Origin of the sequence: Streptococcus tangpeifui (assembly GCF_011038795.1) — a bacterium.
GTDB lineage: Bacteria > Bacillota > Bacilli > Lactobacillales > Streptococcaceae > Streptococcus > Streptococcus tangpeifui.
In genome coordinates this window covers 1-24,786 of sequence record NZ_JAAKDU010000014.1, presented here as the reverse complement: position 1 = coordinate 24,786, position 24,786 = coordinate 1, and the positions used below count along the sequence as shown (strand labels likewise).

21 protein-coding genes and 14 tRNA genes are annotated in these 24,786 nt (G+C 41.1%); 1 reads left to right on the top strand and 34 read right to left on the bottom strand.

The features are described 5' to 3' along the window. Nucleotides 1-42: 42 nt before the first annotated feature. Complete coding sequence (locus G7Y32_RS09470; protein WP_165213128.1) at nt 43-882, top strand: aldo/keto reductase; 840 nt, start codon at nt 43-45, stop codon at nt 880-882. Between the two features lie 78 nt (nt 883-960). On the opposite strand, the gene G7Y32_RS09465 is transcribed toward G7Y32_RS09470, so the two are convergent. From G7Y32_RS09465 to G7Y32_RS09300, 34 genes are all read right to left on the bottom strand, one after another. After that, entirely contained in the window at nt 961-2,163 is a 1,203-nt protein-coding gene (locus G7Y32_RS09465; protein WP_165213126.1) for a LysM peptidoglycan-binding domain-containing protein, read from the bottom strand. Between the two features lie 238 nt (nt 2,164-2,401). Further along, the gene (locus G7Y32_RS10500; RefSeq protein WP_346773319.1) at nt 2,402-2,779 is read right to left on the bottom strand and encodes an HXXEE domain-containing protein; all 378 of its coding nucleotides are present in this window, start codon (nt 2,777-2,779) and stop codon (nt 2,402-2,404) included. 160 nt (nt 2,780-2,939) lie between these two features. After that, complete coding sequence (purH, locus tag G7Y32_RS09455) at nt 2,940-4,487, bottom strand: bifunctional phosphoribosylaminoimidazolecarboxamide formyltransferase/IMP cyclohydrolase (RefSeq protein ID WP_165213124.1); 1,548 nt, start codon at nt 4,485-4,487, stop codon at nt 2,940-2,942. A 67-nt stretch (nt 4,488-4,554) separates the two neighbouring features. Beyond that, nucleotides 4,555-5,115: an LOG family protein gene (locus G7Y32_RS09450; protein ID WP_165213122.1), complete on the bottom strand. Its 561-nt coding sequence runs from the start codon at nt 5,113-5,115 to the stop codon at nt 4,555-4,557. Further along, the gene (locus G7Y32_RS09445) at nt 5,112-5,429 is read right to left on the bottom strand and encodes a MazG nucleotide pyrophosphohydrolase domain-containing protein (protein ID WP_165213120.1); all 318 of its coding nucleotides are present in this window, start codon (nt 5,427-5,429) and stop codon (nt 5,112-5,114) included. The genes G7Y32_RS09450 and G7Y32_RS09445 overlap by 4 nt, the downstream gene beginning before the upstream one ends. Further along, nucleotides 5,429-5,983, bottom strand: coding sequence for a phosphoribosylglycinamide formyltransferase (purN, locus tag G7Y32_RS09440; RefSeq protein WP_165213118.1), 555 nt, complete (start codon nt 5,981-5,983; stop codon nt 5,429-5,431). Before purN ends, G7Y32_RS09445 begins: the two co-directional genes overlap by 1 nt. Next, nucleotides 5,983-7,005, bottom strand: a complete 1,023-nt coding sequence (gene purM / locus G7Y32_RS09435) for a phosphoribosylformylglycinamidine cyclo-ligase (RefSeq protein ID WP_206221366.1) — start codon at nt 7,003-7,005, stop codon at nt 5,983-5,985. The genes purN and purM overlap by 1 nt, the downstream gene beginning before the upstream one ends. Before the next feature lie 147 nt (nt 7,006-7,152). Next, complete coding sequence (gene purF / locus G7Y32_RS09430) at nt 7,153-8,592, bottom strand: amidophosphoribosyltransferase (protein WP_165213114.1); 1,440 nt, start codon at nt 8,590-8,592, stop codon at nt 7,153-7,155. Between the two features lie 27 nt (nt 8,593-8,619). Next, complete coding sequence (locus G7Y32_RS09425) at nt 8,620-9,708, bottom strand: hypothetical protein (RefSeq protein WP_165213112.1); 1,089 nt, start codon at nt 9,706-9,708, stop codon at nt 8,620-8,622. Between the two features lie 36 nt (nt 9,709-9,744). After that, nucleotides 9,745-13,470, bottom strand: a complete 3,726-nt coding sequence (locus G7Y32_RS09420; protein WP_165213110.1) for a phosphoribosylformylglycinamidine synthase — start codon at nt 13,468-13,470, stop codon at nt 9,745-9,747. 59 nt (nt 13,471-13,529) lie between these two features. Continuing rightward, nucleotides 13,530-14,237 (bottom strand): phosphoribosylaminoimidazolesuccinocarboxamide synthase, encoded by a 708-nt coding sequence (purC, locus tag G7Y32_RS09415; RefSeq protein WP_165213108.1) that lies wholly within the window; start codon nt 14,235-14,237, stop codon nt 13,530-13,532. Between the two features lie 439 nt (nt 14,238-14,676). Next, nucleotides 14,677-15,579, bottom strand: coding sequence for a helix-turn-helix domain-containing protein (locus G7Y32_RS09410; protein ID WP_165213106.1), 903 nt, complete (start codon nt 15,577-15,579; stop codon nt 14,677-14,679). Nucleotides 15,580-16,034: 455 nt separating this feature from the next. Beyond that, on the bottom strand, nt 16,035-16,280 hold the full coding sequence (locus tag G7Y32_RS09405; RefSeq protein ID WP_004229666.1) for an acyl carrier protein: 246 nt from the start codon (nt 16,278-16,280) through the stop codon (nt 16,035-16,037). 95 nt (nt 16,281-16,375) lie between these two features. Further along, a complete protein-coding gene (plsX, locus tag G7Y32_RS09400) occupies nt 16,376-17,374 on the bottom strand; it encodes a phosphate acyltransferase PlsX (protein WP_004225475.1) in 999 nt (332 codons plus the stop codon). Nucleotides 17,375-17,581: 207 nt separating this feature from the next. Then, complete coding sequence (recO, locus tag G7Y32_RS09395; RefSeq protein WP_004226755.1) at nt 17,582-18,337, bottom strand: DNA repair protein RecO; 756 nt, start codon at nt 18,335-18,337, stop codon at nt 17,582-17,584. Then, entirely contained in the window at nt 18,327-19,502 is a 1,176-nt protein-coding gene (locus tag G7Y32_RS09390; RefSeq protein WP_165213104.1) for a pyridoxal phosphate-dependent aminotransferase, read from the bottom strand. The genes recO and G7Y32_RS09390 overlap by 11 nt, the downstream gene beginning before the upstream one ends. Before the next feature lie 105 nt (nt 19,503-19,607). Next, a complete protein-coding gene (locus G7Y32_RS09385) occupies nt 19,608-20,576 on the bottom strand; it encodes a ribose-phosphate diphosphokinase (protein ID WP_165213102.1) in 969 nt (322 codons plus the stop codon). A gap of 131 nt (nt 20,577-20,707) precedes the next feature. Beyond that, nucleotides 20,708-22,024 (bottom strand): CHAP domain-containing protein, encoded by a 1,317-nt coding sequence (locus tag G7Y32_RS09380; RefSeq protein WP_165213100.1) that lies wholly within the window; start codon nt 22,022-22,024, stop codon nt 20,708-20,710. A 90-nt stretch (nt 22,025-22,114) separates the two neighbouring features. After that, a complete protein-coding gene (gene mreD / locus G7Y32_RS09375) occupies nt 22,115-22,618 on the bottom strand; it encodes a rod shape-determining protein MreD (RefSeq protein ID WP_165213098.1) in 504 nt (167 codons plus the stop codon). Nucleotide 22,619: 1 nt separating this feature from the next. After that, complete coding sequence (gene mreC, locus G7Y32_RS09370; protein ID WP_165213096.1) at nt 22,620-23,450, bottom strand: rod shape-determining protein MreC; 831 nt, start codon at nt 23,448-23,450, stop codon at nt 22,620-22,622. Nucleotides 23,451-23,514: 64 nt separating this feature from the next. Beyond that, nucleotides 23,515-23,602 (bottom strand) — tRNA-Ser (locus tag G7Y32_RS09365). 5 nt (nt 23,603-23,607) lie between these two features. Then, a tRNA-Glu gene (locus G7Y32_RS09360) sits at nt 23,608-23,679 on the bottom strand. An 11-nt stretch (nt 23,680-23,690) separates the two neighbouring features. Further along, nucleotides 23,691-23,764: transfer RNA gene (locus G7Y32_RS09355), tRNA-Ile, on the bottom strand. 34 nt (nt 23,765-23,798) lie between these two features. Beyond that, a tRNA-Gly gene (locus G7Y32_RS09350) sits at nt 23,799-23,869 on the bottom strand. Nucleotides 23,870-23,883: 14 nt separating this feature from the next. Then, a tRNA-Phe gene (locus G7Y32_RS09345) sits at nt 23,884-23,956 on the bottom strand. 18 nt (nt 23,957-23,974) lie between these two features. After that, a tRNA-Met gene (locus tag G7Y32_RS09340) sits at nt 23,975-24,048 on the bottom strand. A 10-nt stretch (nt 24,049-24,058) separates the two neighbouring features. Next, nucleotides 24,059-24,148, bottom strand: a tRNA-Ser gene (locus tag G7Y32_RS09335). A gap of 22 nt (nt 24,149-24,170) precedes the next feature. Next, a tRNA-Ile gene (locus tag G7Y32_RS09330) sits at nt 24,171-24,244 on the bottom strand. Between the two features lie 22 nt (nt 24,245-24,266). Beyond that, nucleotides 24,267-24,340 (bottom strand) — tRNA-Met (locus tag G7Y32_RS09325). A gap of 5 nt (nt 24,341-24,345) precedes the next feature. Further along, a tRNA-Pro gene (locus G7Y32_RS09320) sits at nt 24,346-24,419 on the bottom strand. A 7-nt stretch (nt 24,420-24,426) separates the two neighbouring features. Continuing rightward, nucleotides 24,427-24,500 (bottom strand) — tRNA-Arg (locus G7Y32_RS09315). A gap of 14 nt (nt 24,501-24,514) precedes the next feature. Beyond that, a tRNA-Leu gene (locus G7Y32_RS09310) sits at nt 24,515-24,600 on the bottom strand. Nucleotides 24,601-24,608: 8 nt separating this feature from the next. Next, a tRNA-Gly gene (locus G7Y32_RS09305) sits at nt 24,609-24,680 on the bottom strand. 3 nt (nt 24,681-24,683) lie between these two features. Continuing rightward, a tRNA-Thr gene (locus G7Y32_RS09300) sits at nt 24,684-24,756 on the bottom strand. Nucleotides 24,757-24,786: the final 30 nt, after the last annotated feature.

Sequence of the window (24,786 nt, the reverse complement as noted above, 5' to 3'; positions counted from 1 at the left end):
TGCATTGCCAAATCCTATAGCATTAAGACGGAGGTACTTATTATGCATAATGCCTTATTACTACAACCTAAATTAGGAATCGGGACCTGGTTCTTAGGAGAAAAAGCATCTGCCGAACAAGAAGAACTGGCTGCCCTGCAGTATGCTTTGGATAGAGGGGTAACCATTATTGATACAGCAGAAATGTACGGTAATGGTAAAGCCGAGAGGTTGATCGGTAAGGCCATTCAGCCTTTCAATCGCGATAAGCTCTACCTTATTTCCAAAGTTCTTCCTTCAAATGCTAATAAAAAGCGTATGGAGTCCAGCCTCGATGCTTCACTTAAAGCCTTACAATCAGATTATTTAGACCTTTACCTCTACCACTGGCGTGGCGGAACCCCACTTTCCGAAACGGTGTCTGAGTTAGAACGTTTAAAAAGCAAGGGAAAAATCAAAGCTTGGGGGGTCTCTAATTTCGACCTAGAAGATATGGAAGAACTCTTAGCCTTGCCAACAGGCAGTCATTGCCAAGCTAACGAAGTTTTATATCACCTAGGCTCCCGTGGTATCGAATACTGTTTGAAACCCTTTCAGGACCAGCATCATATTCCTACGATTGCCTACTGTCCTTTAGCTCAAGCAGGATCCTTGCAAAGAAAGCTACTCCACAATAAGAGTCTCTCTGATATTGCCCAAGCATTACATATCAATATTTACCAACTTTTACTGGCTTTCACTCTGGCTCAGTCCAATATGATCTCAATTCCCCGAACAGGACAAGTGACACACATGAAGGAACTCATCGCTGCCCAAGACGTCAAGCTCACCCCTGACATTATGGAACAGCTTAACAAACTGTTTCCGGCACCCCAGCACCGAGTTCCTTTGGACATTGAGTAAAACCTGTCTTTAGACCTGTATACAAAAAAGCACCTAGCTATGAATGCCGTTAGGTGCTTTCTTATCTTAAATCACTAATTAGTTGTTGAATGACACGTGGACATGGTCCATGTGATTAGCTGTTGCATCACCACGGTCTGGCATGTCATTCCAAGTGTAAGCCGGACCATAGATATTATCGGTTGGAGCATAGAATTTTTGCTGATAAATCACGTAAGAGATATTATTTGCTTCCATGTTTGAAGTGGCATAATTAGCAACTTCTTGACCGAGTTGAGTATCATCATAAGTCATGACATCAACAGCATTACCAGTTCCGTGATCGCCTGAGTCACCTGGACGAACACCGCCGATATCAGTGGTTCCATAACGGTTAGCAACATCATTAGCGAAATTGGCTGCTGATGGTTGAAGACCTGTTGTATCAACAGAAGCATTTTGCGGAGCGGCTTGCTCAGTCGCTGTTGGCTGCTCTGCCTCTGGAGCTACTGGTGCCTGTTGGTCAGCAGGAGCTTCTGCTTGAGCTTGGCTTTCAGAAACTGGTACTGAAGCTTCTGACAAATTGTCTTCTGATGAAGCGGCGGGCATTTCTGAGCTGGCTGCTTGCTCGCTAGCTGGCTCTTGGGCTTGCGGAGCTGTTTGATCGGCCTGAACTTGTTCAGCCACTGGCTGCGCCGCATCAGTTGCTTGATTGTCTGGATTAACAGTTTCTGCTTGAGCTTGGTTCGCTGTTTCCGATGAAACTGGTGCTTGACTAGCTACTTCTGAAGTTTGAGCTTGCTCAGATGCAGGTGCCTCCGGAGCAGGCATAGCTTGGCTAGTATCAGCAGCTGGTGCTTCACTCGAAGCTGGTGTTTCAATAGCATCCAAAGAAGTTGTATTGTCACCAACGGTCACCTGATTATTGGATAAATCAACAGAAGCTTGTGGAGCTGTTTGATCGGCAGCCTGAATAGTCACACCTGTCGCACTGTGGTTAGCATCATAAGTGGCCGTAATGACAGTGCCTGGAAAAATCACATTGACATCCGCAATGGCATTGACCTTAGCCAAGACATTAACATCAATTCCCATAGCTTCGGCAATCGTGCTGAGCGTATCACCTGGCTTAACAGTATAGGTTGTTGTGTCACCTTGGTTAGCCAAGTCAGCTTTAACTTCTTCGACAGAACGGGGCGTCCAGTTTTGATTGGCATTGACATCTTCAGCCTGAACTTTAGTGGCTGCAAAGATAGACAAAGCAAGTGTTGAGGCTAGTAGCATTTTTTTATTGAATTTCATGTTATAGTCCCTTTCTTCCTACCCAGTCAAATAACTGAGTTTTATTGGATGAGGCCCGCCACCAAAGAAGCGAACACGCCTAATCATTTTTAGTACGCTATCTATCCTAACATAGATTTTTTAAAAATCCACTTCAACTGCTTGCCTTAACAAAAGTATATTATAGCTGTAACATTTGACTTATTTGTCACATATCACTAACTAGTATTAGATTAGGTTGAACTCACGAGATATCCTCTCAATGCTTATTGTACCTGTAATGCTCAAATACCTGCTCAATTTTCGGCATTAGGCCATGTAACCAAATGACATTGAAGTAAATAAGAGGCACCACTGCCACGAGATAGAGAAAGAAAATCCAGAGGCTTGTCACTGCCTGTCCATAATGAAAAAGCATGGGAATCACCAAGGGTAATTCCAGAATAGCGGTAACAACACCCGGAACATAGCCCTTAAACCAAAAGCAACTGAAATAGTGAAAAAGGAAGTGCAATTTGTAACCTGCTAGAACAGCCAGATAAAAGAGGAAATTCCCACTGACTTGACAAGACAATAGAGAGCAATCAACACCAAGAGAAGAGCAGTAAGTCACTGTATGAAAAAGTACGCTCACCATGGCAGTAACGGATATTGAACCCTATTCCGTTAAAGTTTTAACGATAGCCGTTGCTGCTTTAGCAACTGACGGATATCTATGCAAAGACAAACCATCACTTCACGGACCCGTAACAATGATGGCTATTTATCCCAAGATGAACGATGGTCGAAAGCCTAGATCAATGTCTAAAATGACGAACTCCTGTGAAAACCATGGCAATTCCGTATTTATCCGCCGCTTCAATGACTTCTTGGTCACGCACTGAACCACCTGGCTGGATAATCGCCTTGATGCCTGCAGCTGCAATTTCTTCAACATTATCAGCAAAGGGGAAGAAAGCATCACTGGCAAGAACTGCCCCATCAAGACGGTCCGCTGCGTGTTCCAGAGCAATCTTAACTGCTCCAACTCGGTTAGTCTGACCCGGACCAAGGCCGAGTGTCATGTGGTCGTTGGCCACTAAAATCCCATTTGACTTAACGTATTTGATGGCTTTCCAAGCGAATTCAAGCGCTGTTTGCTCCTGGTCATCAGGCTGACGCTTGGTAACAACCTTCCAGTCAACTGGATTTTCCTTGACCACATCTTGGTTTTGTACCAACATACCGCCGACAACACCGGTATACTCTGCTTCTACTTCGCTGGCTTCTTGAGCGTCAAAAGGCAATACCAAAATGCGTAGGTTTTTCTTTTTAGTCGTAAGAATTTCAAGCGCTTCATCTGAATAAGACGGTGCAATGATGATTTCTAAGAAGATGCTGTGCATTTTTTCAGCGGTAGCCGCATCTACCTCACGGTTGAGCACAACAATACCACCGAAAATAGAAACGGGGTCAGCCGCATAAGCATTGTCCCAAGCGCCTTCAATCGTGTCAGCCTGACCGATACCGCAAGGGTTCATGTGTTTGAGAGCAACGACAGTCGGACGATCCGTAAAATCACGAATAATACGGATGGCTGCATCAGCGTCACGAATATTATTGAAAGAAAGCTCTTTACCATTAAGCTGTTTGGCTGAAGCAATGGAATACTCGGTCGGAATCGCAGACTGATAGAAATCCGCATCCTGCTGTGGATTCTCACCGTAGCGCATAGGCTGTTTGAGGTCGTAGGTAATGGTCAGCTTTTCAGGCTTGGTTTCACCCACTTGCACTGTGAAATAATCGGCAATCAGTGCATCATAAGCTGCTGTATGACGATAAACCTTGGCTGCTAAGCGTTGACGTGTTTCATAAGTTGTCTCCCCAGCTTCTTTAAGCTCATTGAGAACCACTGCATAATCCCTAGGATCCACGACAACCGTGACACTAGCATGATTTTTCGCAGCCGAACGGAGCATAGACGGACCACCGATGTCAATATTTTCTACAGCATCGGCATAAGTAACATCTGGTTTGAGGATGGTCTCCTTGAAAGGATAAAGATTGACCACCACGAGATCGATGAGCTCAATATTATTGTCTCTTGCAGCCTGCAAATGGCTATCCAAGTCACGGCGAGCCAAAAGACCTCCATGGATCTTAGGATGGAGTGTCTTAACACGGCCATCCATCATCTCAGGAAAACCTGTCACATCGTCAATGGCGATCGTGTCAAGCCCCGCCTCATCAAGGACCGTTTTGGTGCCACCAGTTGAAATAATATCCCAACCGAGTTTTTTAAGTTCTTGGGCAAACTCTACGATGCCCGCTTTATCTGAGACACTAATAAGTGCGCGTTTAGTCATGATTTTTCCTTTCGTTGATACTTTTTAGCATCGTATCCATGTTGCTTATTTTTTTATTTCTATTCTATTAGTATTTTCTGATTTTGGGTGCTTGGTAGGTTTTTATAAATTCTTCTATCTCTACTAAATTATCAGAGAAGAGAATTTTATCGCGGTCTATCTGACTGAGAAATCCTTCCCTTACCATATCGTCATATTGGTCTTGTAAGCGATCAAAATACCCAGCTACATTATATAAAATACAAGGGGCATCATTTTGACCAATCCGAGACCAAGATATGACTTCCGTAATTTCTTCTAGAGTTCCCGGACCTCCCGGGAGAGCAATAAACACCTCTCCAAGTTCAACCATTTTTGCCTTACGACTAAGCATATCATCAACTACGATTAGCTCATTTATATCGGAATGTGCGATTTCTCTATCCTTTAAAAAACTTGGGATAACTCCTATAGCATAACCTCCATTCGCTAGAACAGTATCCGCTATAAGCCCCATAAGGCCGATTTTGCCGCCACCATAAACTAAGTCATGACCATTATGAGCCAGCCATTGTCCAAGTTCTCTGGCTTTAGTTTGGTAAATATCCTTATGGCCCAAGCTAGCTCCACAATAAACCGTTACTTTCATGGTGCAAATCTCTTTTCCAATTTATTTTTATGGGTTTCCATAATATCCTCTAAGGAAATTTGATATTTGTCCGCCAAGATAAAAATATTATCCAACACATCTCCCAACTCTTCCTTGATATCAGCAAGATTTTCAGCATCACCTTGAACGAGCTCATCAGGCCTATCCCGACCGATCTCTCTTTTTCTAACAGCCTGTGCTAACTCACCAACTTCTTCTGTCAAAAAGTTACAGCGGATAAAAACATTATACTGATACCAATGGCGCTTTTTATAAAAAGTACTGACCCACTTTTGATAATCTTTTAGATCCATTATTTTTCCTCAACTTCAAGTTCTCTCAGCACCTCTGGATACAACTGATACTCAGCCTCATGGATCCGAGCTTCAAAGGTTTCAATGGTGTCATCAGCTAGGCGTGGCACGCGCACTTGTTTGATAACTTTGCCCGTATCAACTCCACTGTCCACCCAGTGTACCGTTACACCGCTCTCAGAAACACCAGCTTTCCAAGCATCCTCAATACCATGGGCACCAGGAAATTCCGGCAGGTAGGCGGGATGAATGTTAATAATGCGACCTTCATAGGAAGTCAACAGAGTTTCACCGACAATTTTCATGTAACCAGCGAGAACAATTAGATCTATCTGATGTTGCTCCAAGAGTTCCAAGATAGAGGTTTCATAGTCAGCCTTATTGTTGAATTCCTTAAGTTCAAAGGCATAGGACAAAACATCTAGGTTCTGTGCCCGCTCAAGCACATAGGCATCTCGATGGTCTGAAAAGAGAAACTCAACGGGGAATTGCTCAGCAATAACTTGGAAATTGGAGCCATTACCAGAAGCAAAGACTGCGATCTTTTTTCCCATTACTTGATCACCACACTAGCGTCAGTTTTTTCCACAATGCGACCCAACTCATAGGCAGCCTCATCTAGCAGTTCCTTGACGCGGCCGACATTTTCAGGACTAACAGCCAGCATCAGGCCAATACCCATATTGAAAATTTCAAACATTTCTTGGTGTTTGATATCGCCGTATTTTTCAAGAGCCTTGAAAATTGGTAGAACAGGTACCTTATCTTCTTCGATTTCAGCTGCCAAATGGTCACCAAACATACGGGGAACGTTCTCGATAAAGCCACCGCCTGTGATATGGGCAATCCCATTGACTAAGCCTTCCTTAACCAGAGGCAGTACTGACTTAACATAAATCCGTGTTGGCTCAAGCAGGACTTCCTTAAGTTTTTTGCCGTCTAATTCCGGCAATTCTTCCTCACCGGTATAGTTCGCAAAGACATGGCGCACCAAGGAATAGCCGTTAGAATGGATACCGCTTGAGGCCAAGCCAATCAGAATATCACCAGCCTTGACCTTTGACCCATCAATGATTTGGGATTTTTCAGCGATTCCGACTGCAAAGCCCGCTAAATCGTAGTCATCTTGGCCATACATACCAGGCATTTCAGCCGTTTCCCCGCCGATAAGAGCCGCACCAGCCTGCACACAGCCTTCAGCGACACCAGCAACAACCTGTTCCAACTTGGCAGGCTCATTTTTGCCAGTAGCCACATAGTCTAGAAAATAGAGAGGCTCAGCACCTGCAGCAATGATGTCATTGACACACATGGCAACACAGTCTTGACCAATGGTATCGTGCTTATCATATTTGATAGCCAGCATGAGCTTGGTTCCGACACCATCTGTTCCCGATATGAGAACAGGCTCTTTAACACCAGTCGTCGTCAAATCAAACATACCACCGAAGCCCCCAAGAGCTCCCATGACACCCAGACGCTCTGTGCGTGCGACATGTTTTTTGATACGCTCGACCACTTCATAACCAGCCTCAACATCAACACCTGATTGAGCGTAAGCATTCTTTGTCATAATCTAAAATACCAAGAACGTTGAAAAAGTTCACCAGACTTTTTTAATCAGGCAATAGAGAAAGCTGGGCTTTCCCACTAGCAACTAATACAACGTTCAATTCCTTTCATTTTGTCGTTTTGAAAATAACAGAATAACTGTTTATTTTCTTCAATAAAAACTCGTTTTCTCTTTCAGGCTTTCCAAATAGCGTTCTTCATAGTCATACAGCGGCGTTGGATAATTGCCATCAAAATAAGCGACACAGAGACCACCATTTGGCGCATCTGTCTTCAACCCAACCGATTCAATCAAGCCTTCCTTAGACAAGTAAGTTAAACTATCTGCACCGATGATTTGACGGACTTCCTCAACACTATGATTAGCTGAGATAAGCTCCTTGCGATCTTGAATATCGATACCATAAAAACATGGATAAGCCAAAGGCGGGCTGGCAATAGCCACATGTACTTCTGCTGCCCCTGCTTCACGAAGGAGCTGTACAATCCGACGGCTGGTTGTTCCACGAACAATGGAATCATCGATCATAACCACACGCTTTCCTTTAACCACACCAGATACAGCAGAGAGCTTCATGCGTACCCCTTGCTCACGTAATTCCTGAGTCGGCTGGATAAAGGTTCTTTGCGTATACTGATTTTTGATCAGCCCCATTTCATTTGGTAAACCAGATTCTTCTGAAAAACCCATAGCTGCAGATAAGGAAGAATTAGGAACACCAACGACAATATCTGCCTGCTGATGAAACTCTTGAGCCAGACGCTTACCCATGTGCTTACGAGCCGTGTGGACATTGACCCCTGCAATAGTGGAATCAGGACGGGCAAAATAGATATACTCCATAGAGCAAATAGCTAACTGCGTTTTGGTCGTATAATGATCATACTGAATACCATCTTTATCAATGATGACTATTTCCCCAGGATTAACATCTCGAACCCACTGAGCACCGACAACCTCAAAGGCACAGGTTTCACTAGATACCACCCAAGCGCCATTCTTCATACGACCAACAGACAAAGGACGAAAACCATTAGGATCCAGAGCGGCAATCAGTTTATCCTCAGCCATGAGCAGGTAAGCAAAACCACCTTTAATAGTATTAAGCGCTTCTTTAACCTTATCAATAAAGTTTTCTTGCTGACTGTGACGAATCAGGTGGATCAAAATCTCACTATCTGAAGTACTAGAAAAGATGGCTCCTTTGTCTTCCAACTGAGCTCTCAAAGTCTGAGCATTGGTCAGATTACCATTGTGAGCCAAGCCTAAGTGACCGTCGTGAAAGCGAAAATGAAAGGGTTGGATATTATCAATTGTAGCTTCACCAGCTGTCGCATAACGAACATGGCCAATAGCAGCCTGCCCTGTTAATTTTTCCAAATCAGCTGGATTGTTAAAAACTTCTGACACCAGTCCTGTATCGCGGTGACGCAAAAGTGTCCCATCATCGTTGGATAAGATACCTGCACCTTCTTGACCGCGATGCTGAAGACTATGGAGGCCAAAATAAGTTACCTGCGCAGCTTGAGGATGACCCCAAATACCAAACAGACCACATTCTTCATTAAGAGATTTTACTTCGTATGTCATTGTTTCTCCTATTGTTGAAAACTAATTTTATTCTGATAAAGCCCAATCTTCTAAAAGAAAATTAGGAATCTCATTCGGCTCTACTCTCTTATAGTTAGTTGCCTCTATATTATTTCCTAAATTAGGTTCACCAAAAAGTTCTTGACTAAGCAATACTAATTTTTCATCTGTCCTTATTTGATCTTTGACTTTTGGAGAAAAATAATAATTTTCAGTATACGCAAATATCAAGTAATTAAGAAACTCTAACTTCTTTAGTCGAGAGCTACTATTAAATTGACTTTTTAAAGATTTATACTTCCTATCTCTTTTATGATAAAAAGCCAATACCATTGTATTTTCTCTTAAGGGAAGAACTGCCAGATGTAATTTCTGAATACGATTTTCTTTTGAAAAGTCTTTTGTATTATTAATGGGATACCCGTACATATCTCTAATCAAAGTTAACGAACCTTGAAATGCAATCGGTGTCTTATAAGGAAGTATTTCATGGAAAATAACTTGATAGCTGCCTGTGAGATTGTTTTCGATCACATCTTTATGTATTGAAATTTCATTTAAAAAATCTTCAATATCGTAATCAAAGGAATTATGAACATCTTCCAGTCTTTTGGATAAACCGTTCAAATAATTTTCAGAGATGTCATTATAGTTTATTTTTAAAACTCTTGTAACATTTTCAAGTGACCATAATTTTTGATGCTCATACTTTTCTCTTTTTCTTCTGACTAGTTCTAAAAGAAAATTTTTTAAAGCAATTTGGGCTAATATTTTATCATTTGGATAACTCAGTAAATTGTTTTCATTTTCATACTCTTGAAAATAGAGTGAATCACAGTCATTACATATAGTTTGAATAGTTCCTGAATTATTCAAACCTCTTTCATTCTCAATATCATTACCAATTAAATAGCTAGATTGAAGCAACATACCAGATTCTGTGATATTTTTTAATGATAATTGAGGAATTGTATGCGAATTACAAAAACCATTTCTTACTTTTCCACAAAGGACACATTCCTTAGGTTTTACAGCCTCTCGCATTTCTTTTCGGGATTTAGATACGAACTTTCTAAATTCCATTTGATTATCAATATCTATTGTCTTTTTCGGCATTTTGCTATCTTTCCTTCAGTGCTACGATACGTTGCTTTAATTCCCTGTAAAGTAGCTGACCGCTGATTCAAAGAGTTTTTGGTCTTTATTACCCGGAATATTTTGAAAGAGACCATCTTCATAACGCTCAGAGTGTCCCATCTTACCAATAATTTGACCGTTCTTGCTGGTAATCCCTTCAATAGCATAACTGGAACCATTTGGATTGTACTTAGAATCCATAGATGGCTGACCATCAAAATCTACATATTGACTCCAGATTTGGCCATTATCACGCAGTTCAGCAAATTCTTCAGCAGTTACGACAAATTTACCTTCACCATGTGAAACCGGTATTGTATGAACATCACCAACTTCAACGCCTGTCAACCACGGTGAATTAGTATTAGCAATCCGTGTTTCTACCATTTTTGCCACATGCTGATTGGCATCATTATAGAAAAGAGTTGGACTAGTTTCAGACGCTGCTTCAAAGTTACCATAAGGCAGTAAACCAGACTTGACTAAGGCTTGGAAACCATTACAAATACCAATGATGAGCCCACCGCGTTTAATGAAAATTTCAATAGCTCGACGAACCTTATTGTTTAACAAAATGTTGACAATAAATTTAGCTGAACCATCTGGTTCGTCAGCAGCTGAGAAGCCACCTGCAAAAAAGATGATATGAGCCTTGTCAATCTTGTCAACCATAGTGTTAACAGAACTGTCAATAGTAGCCGCGTCTAAAGTAACAAATGGAACTAGTTCAACTTGAGCACCAGCCGCCTCAAAGGCTTTGGCTGAATCGTATTCTGAATTGGTTCCAGGGAAAACAGGAATGTAAACCAAAGGCTTATCTATCTTGTTCTTAGCCTCTTTGACAACCATTGTTGAGACAGCTGGTACTTCTTCAAGTTCCATCGCCTGTTTAAATTCAGTCGGGTAAACCTCCTCAAGTTTGCCTTCAAAAGCTGACAGAAGCTTTTCCCCAGACATGTTGACACCATTGACAAGGAGTGTAAAGTTTTCACTGGTTTGACCCAACTTGACAGCTCTGTCAATCTGATCAGGAGATGTAAAGACAAAGCCTCCCAGCTGACCTGTCAAGATAGTGTCAACTCTGTCAATATTGATATCTACCCCGATATGATTACCAAAAGCCATCAGAGCCAGACTCTCCATCAAACCACCGTATTTGATGGCAGATGCTGCTGTAATCTGATAATCTTCTTGCAGACTTGCAAAAGTCTCAAAGTTTCGCTTAATCAGATCAAAATCAATAGATTGACTCAGAGCTTGACCGGGAAGGTAGTAGATATTTTCTCCAGCTGTTTTAAATTCTGGCGAGAGAATCTTATCGCTATTGGCTGTTGTTACTCCGAAAGCTACCAGAGTTGGCGGAACCGTCAATTCTTCAAAGGTACCAGACATAGAATCCTTACCGCCGATAGAAGGCAAGCCTAATTGAATCTGAGCTTCAATAGAACCCAGCAAGGCTGCTAGAGGCTGACCAAAGCGTTCTGCTTTCTTGTCCATTCGCTCGAAATACTCTTGATAAGAGAAACGAGCCTTGGACCAATCCGCCCCTGTCGCTACCAAACGAGCCGTCGCTTCAATAACAGCATAGGCTGCTCCATGGTAAGGCGACCATTCAGCCAAATAAGGATTGTAACCTTGAGCCATAACTGAAGCAGTCTTGGTTACCCCATGCTCAACTGGTAATTTTTGCACGGAACTTTCTGGTGGAGTAATTTGATAGCGACCGCCCAGTGGATGGTTGACCGTTGACCGGCCGACCGAGCTATCAAAGATGGTCTGCAAACCTTTCTGACTAGCATGGTTGAGATCAGCAAGGACCGCAAGCGTATCTGCCTCTAGATTAGTTTGCGATGTCCGCCGTACTTCAGGCAAGTTTAGTTTTTTATCCACAACCTTGGCATCAACTACGACACGAACACCGTTAGTATCAAGAAAAGAGCGTTCAAGATTGACAATAGTTTGGCCATTCCAAGTCATAACCAAATTGGTTTTTTGAGTAACCTCAGCCACAACCACCGCCTGAATATTTTCCTTAGCAGATTCGGTAATAAAGGCATTCACATCTTCTGGACGAACCACAACAGCCATCCGTTCCTGACTTTCTGAAATGGCAATTTCGGTTCCGTTAAGGCCAGCATATTTGAGCGGTACCTTGTCCAAATCAATTTTCAAACCATCAGCCAGCTCACCGATAGCCACACAAACACCGCCAGCACCGAAATCATTAGACTTCTTAATCAGACGAGTCACTTCTTTTTTACGGAAAAGCCGTTGAATCTTACGTTCTTCTAAAGCATTCCCTTTTTGAACTTCTGCACCAGCAGTTTCAACCGATTCCACCGTTTGCACCTTGGAAGAACCCGTCGCCCCGCCAACACCGTCACGCCCAGTCTTACCGCCAAGAAGGATAACGACATCACCAGCCTCTGGCTTTTCGCGAACAACATTCTCCTTAGGTGCCGCACCGACGACTGCCCCCAGCTCCATCCGCTTAGCCACAAAACCTGGGTGGAAGTATTCTTTAACATAAGTAGTCGCAAGTCCAATCTGATTGCCGTAGGAAGAATAGCCATGAGCAGCCGTTTTAGAAATGACCTGTTGGGGCAATTTCCCAGCTCTGGTTTCAGCGATTGGTGTCGTAATATCACCAGCTCCTGAAATCCGCATAGCCTGATAGACATAAGAACGACCTGACAATGGATCGCGAATAGCCCCACCGATACAGGTAGCTGCACCACCAAAGGGTTCAATTTCTGTCGGATGATTGTGGGTTTCATTCTTGAACATGAGGAGCCAAGGTTCTTTGATCCCATTAACATCAACTTCGATTTCAACCGAGCAGGCGTTGATTTCGTCGGACACCTCCATATCATCCAGACGGCCATTTGCCCGTTCATACCGACCAAAGATTGTTGCCATATCCATCAGGGTTTGAGGCTTATCATCACGGCCTAATTCATGCCGCATAGCTAAATATTTATCATAGGTTGCCTGCAGCTGTTCCTGAAACTTGGATTGCGAAAAATCAACGGCTCTAAGTTCTGTTTCAAAGGTTGTGTGACGGCAGTGATCGGACCAGTAAGTATCCAAAACTTTGAGCTCTGTTTCAGTAGGAACCCGTCCCAACTTTTTAAAGTAATCCTGAATAAAGAGAAGGTCATCCACTTCCATGGCCAGACCTTCTTTGACCTTATAGGTTTTGAAGTCTTCCGCCGAATAAGCCGCAAAGAAATCTAAACGAGGAATAGTCTTATCAGAAGCCGCAAAAGTTTGCGGTGCCAAGCCTTGATTAATATCCTTAAAACGGGAGTCCACCGGATTAAGGAGATAGTCTTTAACGGCCGCTAGTTCTTGGTCTGAAATATCCCGATTGACCAGATAAAGTTGAGCTGTATTAACCTGAATGTCCGGACTACCGCCCAATAGTAAGAGAGCTTCCTTAGAACTGGCTGCCCTTTGATCAAACTGACCCGGCAAGGCTTCAATAGCAAAGTAAGTGTAAGTTTTCAAAGCCTTTTTAACCTCAGTCTCATCCAAAACGTGATCGGTTACTTTTTCAGAAAAAATATGGGCCTCAGCCTTAGCCAAAAGATCCGACTTAATATTGAAAACATCATAAACCTGAACTAAACGCAACTTTTTCAAACTCGACAACTGTAAATTATGTCTCAATTCCCTAACTAAAGAAACAGCTTTCATCTGAAAATCAGCCTTTTTCTCCACAAAAATCCGCTTATCCATGATTAAATCCTTCGTTTTAAATTTCCTAACTCGTATTTCTATCTGCTTAGCCAATCAGCCTAGTCTAGACCTTGCAACTTTTCCAAAACAACTTCATAGACATCAGTCAGATTCCCTAAATCCCTGCGGAAAACATCTTTATCCATGTGATGGCCTTGGACATCCCAAAGACGGCAGTTATCTGGCGAAAATTCATCTGCCAAAATAATCTTTCCATCCTTGTCAAAACCAAATTCCAACTTGAAATCAATCAATTTCAAACCGATTTGGCCGAACCAGCCTGTCAAGAGTTCATTGATGCGGCGAGTCTCTTCCTTGAGAAAGGCGATTTGCTCATCAGTGGCAATCCCCAAAAACTTAATATGTTCATCATTGATAAAGGGATCATCTAAATCATCATTTTTGTAGTAGAATTCAACAATTGGACTTCCAAATTTGATGCCTTCTTCCATACCAAAACGTTTAGCAAAAGAACCCGCCGTATAATTTCTAAGAACGACTTCCAAAGGAATAATTTTAACTCGCTTGTTGAGCTGTTCAGTCTCTGATAATTGCTTAACAAAATGGGTAGCCACACCTGCCGCATTTAATTTCTCAAAGATTAAAGACGAGATTTGATTGTTGAGTACTCCCTTGCCCTTAATGGTCTCCTTACGAGCTCCATTGAGCATGGTTGCTTGGTCCTTGTAAACCGCTACAATCTCATTCTCGTCTTCCGTATTATAAATATCTTTGGCCTTACCTGTATAAATCAGTTGTTTTTTCATCAGAATGTTCGCCTTCCATGTTTGTTACCCTAGATTTTAACACAACTCAGTAGCTTATTCAACATTTTACAAACAATATAATATTACATTATTATTAATGTTCGGTTTTAGTCTGAAAGCACTCAATTTCCCCAGACTTGTTACTAAAAAACCCCATGATAGACTACTTTCGACGCTAAATAGTTTCAAAATCAACTACGCTGGTGGTTTTATTGTTTTTCACTGTGTGAAAAACTTGCTTCAATCCATCATAAAAACGAGGCCTTTTTAAAACCTCGTTTCTCTTTAATTTTGCTAATGCGTTCACCTAAAAGGTAAACAAAACCATCGTTGCTGCTAGCAACAAAATTGCAACTAACCTTTTCATTTTCTCTATCCTTTCTTTTCGATATTTTCATTATATAAAATCTTCACCAAAAAGAAAGTGACATTCATGTCACTAGACTAGATCATCCTCAGCTTTTTCATCACGCAGACCATCTGCTAAAACCTCATCTCCCAACAAGGTTGCGAAGTTAATGGCTTGATCATAAAGCTGAGTAGCCCTCTCTTTGTCCTCCTCAATATTAAGATAGTATTTAGCCTCCACCATCATAACACTAGGCCGATAGATAGGCTGTTGGGTCTTCTCAATCAGCTGGTAAATCTTCTTGATCACCGGCAGAGTTGCCTGATAATTCCCATGTTGTACATAAACACCTAAGACTGAAATAAGAATTGATAAGAGGTCAATATTATAGAGCTCATTTGTCGAAGGTTCTTGCTCTAGTAGACGATTTTTTAACTTATTGAAAAGTTTTTTATCATAATATTTTTTGTTATGAATTCCAAACAAGTAGTAGCCAACAACCATGAGGTCATTCATAGTATAGACTTTTTTCCTTTGAATCTGCTCGAAAGCGTCCTCATAAACCTCTTTGATATCTACTATCTTTTGCGTTTGGCTCCAATTTAAAATCTTTTCCGAAAGGTCTAAAAAGAGCAGTTCCTCCTCAGGCAATACCGTGAAATACTTTTCGTAGGCTTCTTCAATCATGGCCTGTTTTTGCTCCACTCGTTCAGGATCGCCATAGGTGGGAAATTTTACTAAACGATGCTTGAGTTCAAAATAATCAGCCGGAATAGCTAGGCTTTCCTCCGCTAATAAATCAGAAAGTTCGACCTTTAACTGCTTAGCAATGTAAGCCAACTTCTCTAGTGATGGTAACGATTCTCCCTTTTCAATACGAATCAACTGACGAACAGTCAGATGACTACCATCGCGACAGACTGAGTCTCGAGAGAGATTTCGGCTTTCTCTAGCCTGACGAATTCTGGGACCAATTGTTGATTTGAAAGGCATAAAGGCCCTCCTTCTAGCTTTTATTACCCTTCATCTCTCATCTCTATTTTATCAAATATTAGTATCGTTTAAATAACAATCTTGTATCTTTATTTACAGAAAAAGTTAAGATTCTAAAACTTAAACAAAGATTAAAATTTCCTTTTTCCCAGCAAACAAAAAGGGGAGTAGAATCAACCCAAAAAATTGAAAATTTTGGTTCTCACCACGTCCTGATTTTAAGGTTGTGACCTGAAATGGTCTCTCCCCAGACCATTTTACTCCCATCCTCGCACAATTGATTAGGATGGTCGCTAACAAGGGGTTAGGACCTCAGTGCTTCATTGGTGCTAGCTAAAGCACCTAATGAACTGTGCAGGGGTAATAGTCACCAAGTCTTACTCCCAGCTACTGCGTCAAACTCCTATTACTGCAAAAATAAAAGACTGGAATACTTTTTTCCAGCCTCGACTTCCTTATTTTCCAATTCGACCTTCTAAGTAATCTAACATATCTCCCAACTTTACTATATCTTCAATGTCATCATCTGGAATTTCGACAGAAAATTCATCTTCAAGATTGACGACAAATTCCATTAGATCAATAGAATCAACGCCAAGTTCATCCTTTAAAGATGTATCTTCTGTTACCTCCATGTCCTCATGATGCATTTGTTCCTTAATCATTTGACTAATCTTGTCAAAAATTTCATTTCTGGTCATTTGCTCTCCTTTCAAGAAGATTCATAAAGTATATAGTAAGGATGTTAGGGGAGTCCGATCAGCTCCATTTTTATTTACTTTTTTCTCCTTTCTTATCAATGGTCCTCCTTAGAGAATTCATCTACAATCTTATCTACAACCTTGTTTTCCAACATAGTGCGGACCTGCTTGATAGTATAATAAACAGATGTAGCATCACTAGAACCATGGCATTTCACAACAGGAGCCTGCAGTCCAATCAGAACAGCCCCTCCAGCTGAAGAATAATCCATAATCTCCCGCATGCTATAGAGGCTATCTTTAAGGAAGAAAGCTCCTAATTTTGCCTTTTTCCCGCCATTTTTGATAGCGGATTTCAAAGCAGAAAGAATAGAGAGACCAGTTCCTTCAATGGTTTTCAACACAGCATTACCAGTAAAACCATCTGTTACAACAACATCAGCTATCCCGTTAAGAAGTTCACGCGCTTCAATATTTCCGATAAAATTAATTGCAGGCTCCTTGGACAGAAGGTCATAAACCTCTTTACGCAAGGGATCTCCCTTGGTACTTTCAGTCCCATTATTTAAAAGACCAACCCGAGGTTTAGTTATCCCTTGTACAGCTTCCGAATAGAAGGAGCCCAAGATGCCATACTGATGGAGGTGCTGAGCCGTGTTTTCAGCATTGGCTCCCAAGTCTAACATAACAAAGTTTCCCCCATCAATAGTTGGTATAGTAGACAGTAAGGCTGGCCGATCAATCCCTTTGATGCGACCAACAACAAATAGTCCAGCTGCTAGAAGAGCCCCTGTATTACCAGCAGAAATGACTGCATCAGCCTGACTATCCTTAACAGCTTGAGCTCCCAAGACCATGGAGGCATTTTTCTTTTGTCGAATGGACTTGACTGGCTCATCATCCGAATCGATTTTTACTTCGGTATGGACAATCGAAACACGATCACTGGCCTTTAAATATTTTTTTATTTTTTCTTCATGACCGTAAAGTTTAATCTCGATATCCGTAAATTCACCAAGGGCTTGATTTACCCCCTCTACAATAGCCTGGGGGGCGTTATCTCCGCCCATAGCATCCACAGCAATTGTCTTCATTTCGATCCCCTTTTCAGTCTCTTTAGTGTCAGTATTATAGCATAATTTACCCCGCTTTTCATCCCCAGTTAGTAACAAGTCCCAGCAAATTTAGCAAAACGTTTTAATCCAATTAACTTTATCAATATCCTATTCATAGGTTTACTAACTTTATCATACCCAAGAGCCAAGAAAAAGACCTAGACCTTACTAATCCAGATCTTTCACTTATTTCATAATATCGCCCCAGCTAGATAAATCATCAATAAATTTTTTGGATTTTAAATGTAGCCCAACATAATTTTCATAAATATCATCAATAAACTTCCGCAATTTTCGCTTCATTTCAGGTTTAACCGAAATTGTTTTCAAATCATCAAAAGAGATGGTTTGAAAACGATCCAAAAGATAGAGAACATTGGGATCTAGATGACTGCGATGGCTATCCTTTTCATAATGCTGAGGGCAAAGAAGCCCCGAATATTGGTAAGAAAAATCAAAAGGCAGACCGATACGGTGACAAAAGACACATTCATGAAAATTTAGGCGAACACCAAAACGCTCTAAAATCTGTATTTCAAAAATATTGGTCAAAATCTCATAGTCTAACCCCTGCTCCATCATCTCCAAGGTCTTAACTAGAAAATCAAAAAGGGGAGCATCACGGAGGCCATCATCAATAGCTGCATCTACCAAAGACACGATATAACTAGCATAAGACAAACGAAAAATATCCTCATTAATGGTCTTAAAAATCTGAACTTCCTTGTAATCATCAATATACGATAAGCCAGCATCATTAATTTTCATGAGAAAATCAGCTACTGTCAAAGGCTGGATGACCGAGGTTAACTTAGACCGACTAATATGTTTCACGAAAAACATTCGCTTACCAGCCATCTCCGTAAAAATTTTAACCAACTTATCATCCTCACGGTAGTTGCGATTAAAGAGGACTAGACCACGTGATTCCTTAGTCTGCATACTGTTCCATAAATTCCTTTAACCGTCTCATAGCCTCTTGGATAGTTGCCATGCTAGCTGCGTAGGAAATTCGCAAGTAACCTTCACCATACTTTCCAAAAGCCACCCCTGGGATCATGGCAACTGCTTTTTGATGGGCAAAATCTTTCAAGAATTGAAAAGAATCCTGTCCCTCCGGTACTGGAATTTTAGCAAATATATAGAAGGCCCCCGTTGGTTTAATGATTTTAAAATTCATCTCAACCATTTTTTTGATAATATAATCCCGACGTTTGATATATTCTTCCTTCATTGGCAGAGCATCATCCTTACCGACTGTCAGAGCCTCAATAGCAGCAAACTGAGCATTGGTCGTTGCAGCCGTAACTAGATATTGATGGCTTTTAATCAACTGTTGTGTGAATATCTCAGGTGCAAAGATAAAGCCGATCCGCCACCCTGTCATCGCATGAGATTTAGACAAGCCATTAATAACGATAGCTTGATCTCGTAGGTATTCTCCAATAGAAACATGTCCCGTATCAGTGTAAGTTAATTCCGAATATACCTCATCACTCACTACAAATACATCATATTTTTTTAAGACATCCGCAAAAGCCTTAATTTGCTCACGTGAATAGGTCACTCCTGTCGGATTTGTTGGATAATTTAAAAGTACCACCTTAAGCTTATCACCTTGCTCAAGAATAGCCTTCTCCAATTGCTCAGGTGTCAAAATAAAATCATTATCAGTTGTGTCAATTTCAACAATTTCAGCACCGACAAGATTAACAATTGGCTCATAACCCGGATAAGCAGGTGCAGGCAACAAAACAGTATCACCAGGCTCCAAAATAGCAGTTAAAGTAGCAGATAGGGCTTCTGTTGCTCCAATTGTCACAAGAATTTCTGAATCAGGATTATAAATTAAATTGTACTTTTCCTTGACAAAGTTCGAAGCTGCTTGACGTAATTCCAAGAGTCCAGCCATACCCGTATAATGGCTCTGATTAGCATCAATTGCTGCCTTAGCAGCCTCTTTAACATGATCAGGTGTTGTAAAATCGGGTTCTCCTAGAGTCATCTTTAAAATTCCAGGTACTGAAGAAATCGACTGATCAAACTGTCGAATTAAAGAAACTTCAATTTTTTCCAAATTTTTATTGAAACGTCTTGTTAAATCCATAATGCTATCTCCTATGAAATATTACCTTTATTATACAGTAAATCATTAAAAATTCCAGTAAGCCCACAAATATAAATGAAAAGCCTGCTTGCACAGGCCTTTCATTTATTTAGAAAGTTCAAATTCAAAAAGTGGAGAAAGTGGACGTTTTTCATGAACACGAATAATAGCTTCACCAATTAAATCAGCAATCGAGATTTGCTCAATCTTATCAATCAGACGCTCATTTGGTAGATAAATAGTATCCAAAACAACTAATTTTTTAATCGCCGACTTATCAATATTATCCAAAGCAGGTCCTGAAAGGACTGGGTGAGTACAAGAGGCATAAACTTCAGTTGCCCCTGCTTCAGCCAAAGCATCAGCTGCATGGCAAATAGTACCAGCAGTATCAATCATGTCATCAATGAGAATACAAGTTTTGCCCTTGACATCCCCAATAATATTCATCACTTCACTAGTATTCATTTTATCGACACTGCGACGTTTATCGATAATAGCAATTGGTGTTTTAAGACATTGAGCCAACTTACGCGCACGGGTAACACCCCCATGATCAGGACTGACAACAACAACATCTTTGCCAACAAAGCCATGACGAATAAAATAATCAGCAATCAGAGGAGCCCCCATCAGGTGATCAACAGGAATATCAAAGAAGCCCTGAATTTGAGCAGCATGCAAATCAACAGTCAAAAGACGATCAACACCAGCTACCTCAAGCATATTAGCCACCAATTTAGAAGTGATTGGTTCCCGTGAACGAGCTTTTCGATCTTGGCGAGCATAACCATAGTAAGGCATAACTACGCTAACAGTCTCAGCACTCGCTCGTTTAAGAGCATCAACCATAATTAATATTTCCATTAAGTTATTATTAACTGGCGAACTTGTTGATTGAAGAATAAAAGCGTGGTGCCCACGGATAGATTCCTCAATATTGACCTGAATCTCACCATCTGAAAACTGTCGAATAGTTGCCTTACCCAAAGGAATTCCGATAGAATCCGCCACTTTTTCAGCCAACTCTTGATTAGAAGAGAGAGCAAAGAGCTTCAAATTATTAAATGACATGACTTCCTCCAAAGATTTTATCCTTTACTATTTTAACGTTTTTCCCTTTGATTTTCAATGTATAACAAAAGGAATAAAAAGAATCCGAAAAAGGAGAGAACCTTAATGGCCTCTCCTTACAAATTAATTCATTATTGATAGATAAAGTAGTGTTCACCTGAAGAGTTAATATCAAAGCTTCCACGATAATCACCAATTGATTGGTTACCAGCATAGTTAGCTTCATTAACAGTAACAGTAGAACCATTCACAGAAGTCACGTAAGCAACGTGTCCATAGCCACCACCATCATTTGGCCAAACAACAACTGAACCAACTTGTGGAGTTGAACCAGTTGTGTGACCTGCAGCTACCGCACTAGCTCCCCATTGGTTCGCATTACCCCAATAGTTACCAACCCAAGATGCCAATGATTTAACACCCCAAGTACATTGACCTGCTGGATAAGTATTAGTATCATCAACCGGTGCAGCAGGCGCTGGTGCCGGTTCCGGAGCTGGTGTAGCTTCTTGACTTGCACTTGAATCTTCAGCAGCAGGTGCTGGTGCAGCTTCTTGTTGTTGTTGCTGATCTTGAGCTGGTGCTTCTGAAGTATCAGTTGTTGGAGCATCCGTAGCAGCTTCTGAAGCAGATGTTTCAGCTGAAGCAGATTGGTTATCAGCTGGCTGTTGCTGATCTTGTTGAGCAGCGGCCTCTGATTGAGCAGCAGCTTGAGATGCAGCAACTGCTTCTGACTCAGAACTTGCAGCAGATGCAGAAGCTGCAGCACTAGCAGCTTGTGACTCAGCTGTTGATTTAGCCGTCACAAGTGCTTGTTTATTAGCTTGCGCATTAGCTATTTCTGCTGAGATAGCAGCTTGTGCAGAATCAAGTGCAGCCTGCTGTTCAGCAAGTGCTGATTGGTTAGCTTGAATCGTTGCTTGGTTAGCAGCAACTTGATTCATAGCAGCTTGATTTTCTGCTTGTTTTGTCTCAAGTGCAGCCTGATCAGCTTGTTGTTGAGCCAACTGACTTTGACTCGCAGAAACAACTTCATGAACAGCAACAATACGACTGATAGCTTCTGAAATTGATTTTGAGTTCAAAATCGTATTAATATAACCTGTTGCTGTGTTATTCTTTTGAGCATTTTGTGCTTGCGCTTGAATAGAAGCATTACGAGCAACAATTTTAGCTGACAAGTCTTGAATTTCACTTGCAAGAGTATTTGACTGAGCTTGAAGTTCATTATTTTGCGCTTCAAGTTCAGCGTTCTGTCCTGCAAGAACAGCTGACTGATTTTGAACCATTGCTGACTGAGCTTGTGCAGCCTGTGACTGAGCCGCCAAGTTACTGATTACAGAATCTTGATTAGCAATCGCTGTATCATAATCATCGGCTTTTACAGCTGTAGCTGCTGTAAGAGCAACACCACTAAGCAATACTGTTGATAAAATACGTTTTTTCATGTTAATTAAACTACTCCCATATTGATAAGACTTTTATATTATATCAAAAACTGCCCTTTTTATTGTTACGTCTATATTACAGTTATATGTTTATTTAGCACTATTTCTATGGACAAATTTGTCTAAAATGACAAAAATAATCACGTTTAAAAGCAGAGTCTCTGCTAGCTGATAGGTGACAAATGATAAAAAACTATAGGTCGTGAGATGGTAGAGAAATGCTAAACCATAACACCCAACCTCAAACAAAACTAAGAGTAGAAAGAAGGCCAATAAACTTCTTGTGGGAGTTACAAAATATTTTTTACTTCTTTTTATCAAATAGACTAAAATAGGGAGCATAAAAAAAGTAATTCCAATAAAATTTAGATAATAACTATCATAAATAAGACCAAGAATAAAACCCAAAAGATAAGCGAAAAAGTCAGTGTCCAAAAATCTCAAAAGTAAGAACATAAAAATTATAAGAAGATGAACACGTAAAAAGACATAACGTCCAGTTAAAGTCGTCAATAAATCTGAAAGCTGTCCATCAATTAATAAGAGAAAAAAAGCCAGAACTGAGATGAACCATTTATTTTTTAGCAATTTCATTTTAATTTCCAATCAGGGTAACATAACTGATATTATCCAAATCAGCTGTTGGAGTAACATAAACCTTCCGCTTACTGAGCTCTTTAGCATTGCTAATAGATGATATTTTTCCCACACTGATACCAGCAATACTTTTACCGTCTAAACCACTAGTTATAACATTGTCATCCTTCTTAAGTTCCTTATCAGCATTTAATTCTTCAATAATTAAAACATTCTTCTTGGCATTATAACCTGTTAAAATGCCATAGACATCACCTGCTGAACCCGTCATCTTAACAGGAATCTCATAGGTTCCTTCTGAATTAGAAACCAATTGAAGACTTGAATCAGAACTAGTTAAATTAGAAACTCTGCCAACCAAACCACCATCAGAAACAGCTAACATATTCGCTGACACTCCATCTGATTTTCCAACACTGATCGTTAAGCTTTCATACCAAGATAATGTGGAACGAACGGTAACTTTACTGGTAATCGTCTTATAGCTAGAAAAATTCTTTTCAACTTCTAAAGCTTTTGACAAGCTCATATTTTCCTCTTTTAAGGTACTTAAATCAGATGATTGATCCTTCATCTTAGCAAGATTTTTCTTCAAAGACTCGTTCTCATCATAAGTATTAAATAAATCAATTAGCTCATCCTTTGCCGTAGAGATTAAGCGAAACGGATAAGAAATAGCTTTATCAACTTTTGAAGTTATACCACTGATAGGGGTAGTAATATCTTTTATAATAGCTGTATTTCTAAAAATAAAAAAAAGAAGCACCAAAAATATTAATAGACTTGTCACAGATAGGGTAACGACACGGGAAAATCTAATTTTTTTCATAAGGGACCTCTTTTTAATATAAACAAAACGAGATATCTTTCGATAACTCGTTACTTCACTAATACGGAGAATGGGGGATTCGAACCCCCGCGCCAGTTTCCCGACCTAACGATTTAGCAAACCGTCCTCTTCAGCCTCTTGAGTAATTCTCCAACAATAGTCCGTACGGGATTCGAACCCGTGTTACCGCCGTGAAAAGGCGGTGTCTTAACCCCTTGACCAACGGACCTTTGTTGCTAATGGGCACAAGTGGACTCGAACCACCGACCTCACGCTTATCAGGCGTGCGCTCTAACCAGCTGAGCTATGCGCCCAAACTTTTTGTTTGGTTTATAATTTTCATTATAAAGCGGGTGACGAGAATCGAACTCGCGACAACAGCTTGGAAGGCTGTAGTTTTACCACTAAACTACACCCGCTAATTAAAAATAAATGGCGCGAGACGGAATCGAACCGCCGACACATGGAGCTTCAATCCATTGCTCTACCAACTGAGCTACCGAGCCTTTCCTACCTATAAGGTATTGCGGGAGCAGGATTTGAACCTACGACCTTCGGGTTATGAGCCCGACGAGCTACCTAACTGCTCCATCCCGCGATATTATTAAAGGAGGATGTGGGATTCGAACCCACGCGTGCTGTTACACACCTGACGGTTTTCAAGACCGTTCCCTTCAGCCGGACTTGGGTAATCCTCCGATTAAAAATAACTAAGCAATATGGACCTTGTAGGACTCGAACCTACGACCGCTCGGTTATGAGCCGAGTGCTCTAACCAGTTGAGCTAAAGGTCCAAAGTCATCCATATACTAATAATAGCGGCGAAGGGGATCGAACCCCCGACCTCCCGGGTATGAACCGGACGCTCTAGCCAGCTGAGCTACACCGCCAAAAATCGGGAAGACAGGATTCGAACCTGCGACCCCTTGGTCCCAAACCAAGTACTCTACCAAGCTGAGCTACTTCCCGTATATGATGCACCCTAGAGGATTCGAACCTCTAACCGCCTGATTCGTAGTCAGGTACTCTATCCAGTTGAGCCAAGGGTGCTTAACTTTCTATTATGCCGAGGACCGGAATCGAACCGGTACGAAGGTTACCCTTCGCAGGATTTTAAGTCCTGTGCGTCTGCCAGTTCCGCCACCCCGGCAATCCTCAAGCGAACGACGGGATTCGAACCCGCGACCCCCACCTTGGCAAGGTGATGTTCTACCACTGAACTACGTTCGCAAATGCCGGCTACATGACTTGAACACGCGACCCTCTGATTACAAATCAGATGCTCTACCAACTGAGCTAAGCCGGCCTATTGCTTCTTATTATGCGGGTTAAGGGA

What these genes read in the sequence shown, in the direction of transcription:
- G7Y32_RS09470 (WP_165213128.1), top strand. Translation starts at nt 43, where the DNA reads ATGCATAATGCCTTATTACTACAACCTAAATTAGGAATCGGGACCTGG.
- G7Y32_RS09465 (WP_165213126.1), bottom strand. Translation starts at nt 2,163, where the DNA reads ATGAAATTCAATAAAAAAATGCTACTAGCCTCAACACTTGCTTTGTCT.
- G7Y32_RS10500 (WP_346773319.1), bottom strand. Translation starts at nt 2,779, where the DNA reads ATGGTGAGCGTACTTTTTCATACAGTGACTTACTGCTCTTCTCTTGGT.
- purH (WP_165213124.1), bottom strand. Translation starts at nt 4,487, where the DNA reads ATGACTAAACGCGCACTTATTAGTGTCTCAGATAAAGCGGGCATCGTA.
- G7Y32_RS09450 (WP_165213122.1), bottom strand. Translation starts at nt 5,115, where the DNA reads ATGAAAGTAACGGTTTATTGTGGAGCTAGCTTGGGCCATAAGGATATT.
- G7Y32_RS09445 (WP_165213120.1), bottom strand. Translation starts at nt 5,429, where the DNA reads ATGGATCTAAAAGATTATCAAAAGTGGGTCAGTACTTTTTATAAAAAG.
- purN (WP_165213118.1), bottom strand. Translation starts at nt 5,983, where the DNA reads ATGGGAAAAAAGATCGCAGTCTTTGCTTCTGGTAATGGCTCCAATTTC.
- purF (WP_165213114.1), bottom strand. Translation starts at nt 8,592, where the DNA reads ATGACATACGAAGTAAAATCTCTTAATGAAGAATGTGGTCTGTTTGGT.
- G7Y32_RS09425 (WP_165213112.1), bottom strand. Translation starts at nt 9,708, where the DNA reads ATGCCGAAAAAGACAATAGATATTGATAATCAAATGGAATTTAGAAAG.
- G7Y32_RS09420 (WP_165213110.1), bottom strand. Translation starts at nt 13,470, where the DNA reads ATGGATAAGCGGATTTTTGTGGAGAAAAAGGCTGATTTTCAGATGAAA.
- purC (WP_165213108.1), bottom strand. Translation starts at nt 14,237, where the DNA reads ATGAAAAAACAACTGATTTATACAGGTAAGGCCAAAGATATTTATAAT.
- G7Y32_RS09410 (WP_165213106.1), bottom strand. Translation starts at nt 15,579, where the DNA reads ATGCCTTTCAAATCAACAATTGGTCCCAGAATTCGTCAGGCTAGAGAA.
- G7Y32_RS09405 (WP_004229666.1), bottom strand. Translation starts at nt 16,280, where the DNA reads ATGACCAGAAATGAAATTTTTGACAAGATTAGTCAAATGATTAAGGAA.
- plsX (WP_004225475.1), bottom strand. Translation starts at nt 17,374, where the DNA reads ATGAAGACAATTGCTGTGGATGCTATGGGCGGAGATAACGCCCCCCAG.
- recO (WP_004226755.1), bottom strand. Translation starts at nt 18,337, where the DNA reads ATGCAGACTAAGGAATCACGTGGTCTAGTCCTCTTTAATCGCAACTAC.
- G7Y32_RS09390 (WP_165213104.1), bottom strand. Translation starts at nt 19,502, where the DNA reads ATGGATTTAACAAGACGTTTCAATAAAAATTTGGAAAAAATTGAAGTT.
- G7Y32_RS09385 (WP_165213102.1), bottom strand. Translation starts at nt 20,576, where the DNA reads ATGTCATTTAATAATTTGAAGCTCTTTGCTCTCTCTTCTAATCAAGAG.
- G7Y32_RS09380 (WP_165213100.1), bottom strand. Translation starts at nt 22,024, where the DNA reads ATGAAAAAACGTATTTTATCAACAGTATTGCTTAGTGGTGTTGCTCTT.
- mreD (WP_165213098.1), bottom strand. Translation starts at nt 22,618, where the DNA reads ATGAAATTGCTAAAAAATAAATGGTTCATCTCAGTTCTGGCTTTTTTT.
- mreC (WP_165213096.1), bottom strand. Translation starts at nt 23,450, where the DNA reads ATGAAAAAAATTAGATTTTCCCGTGTCGTTACCCTATCTGTGACAAGT.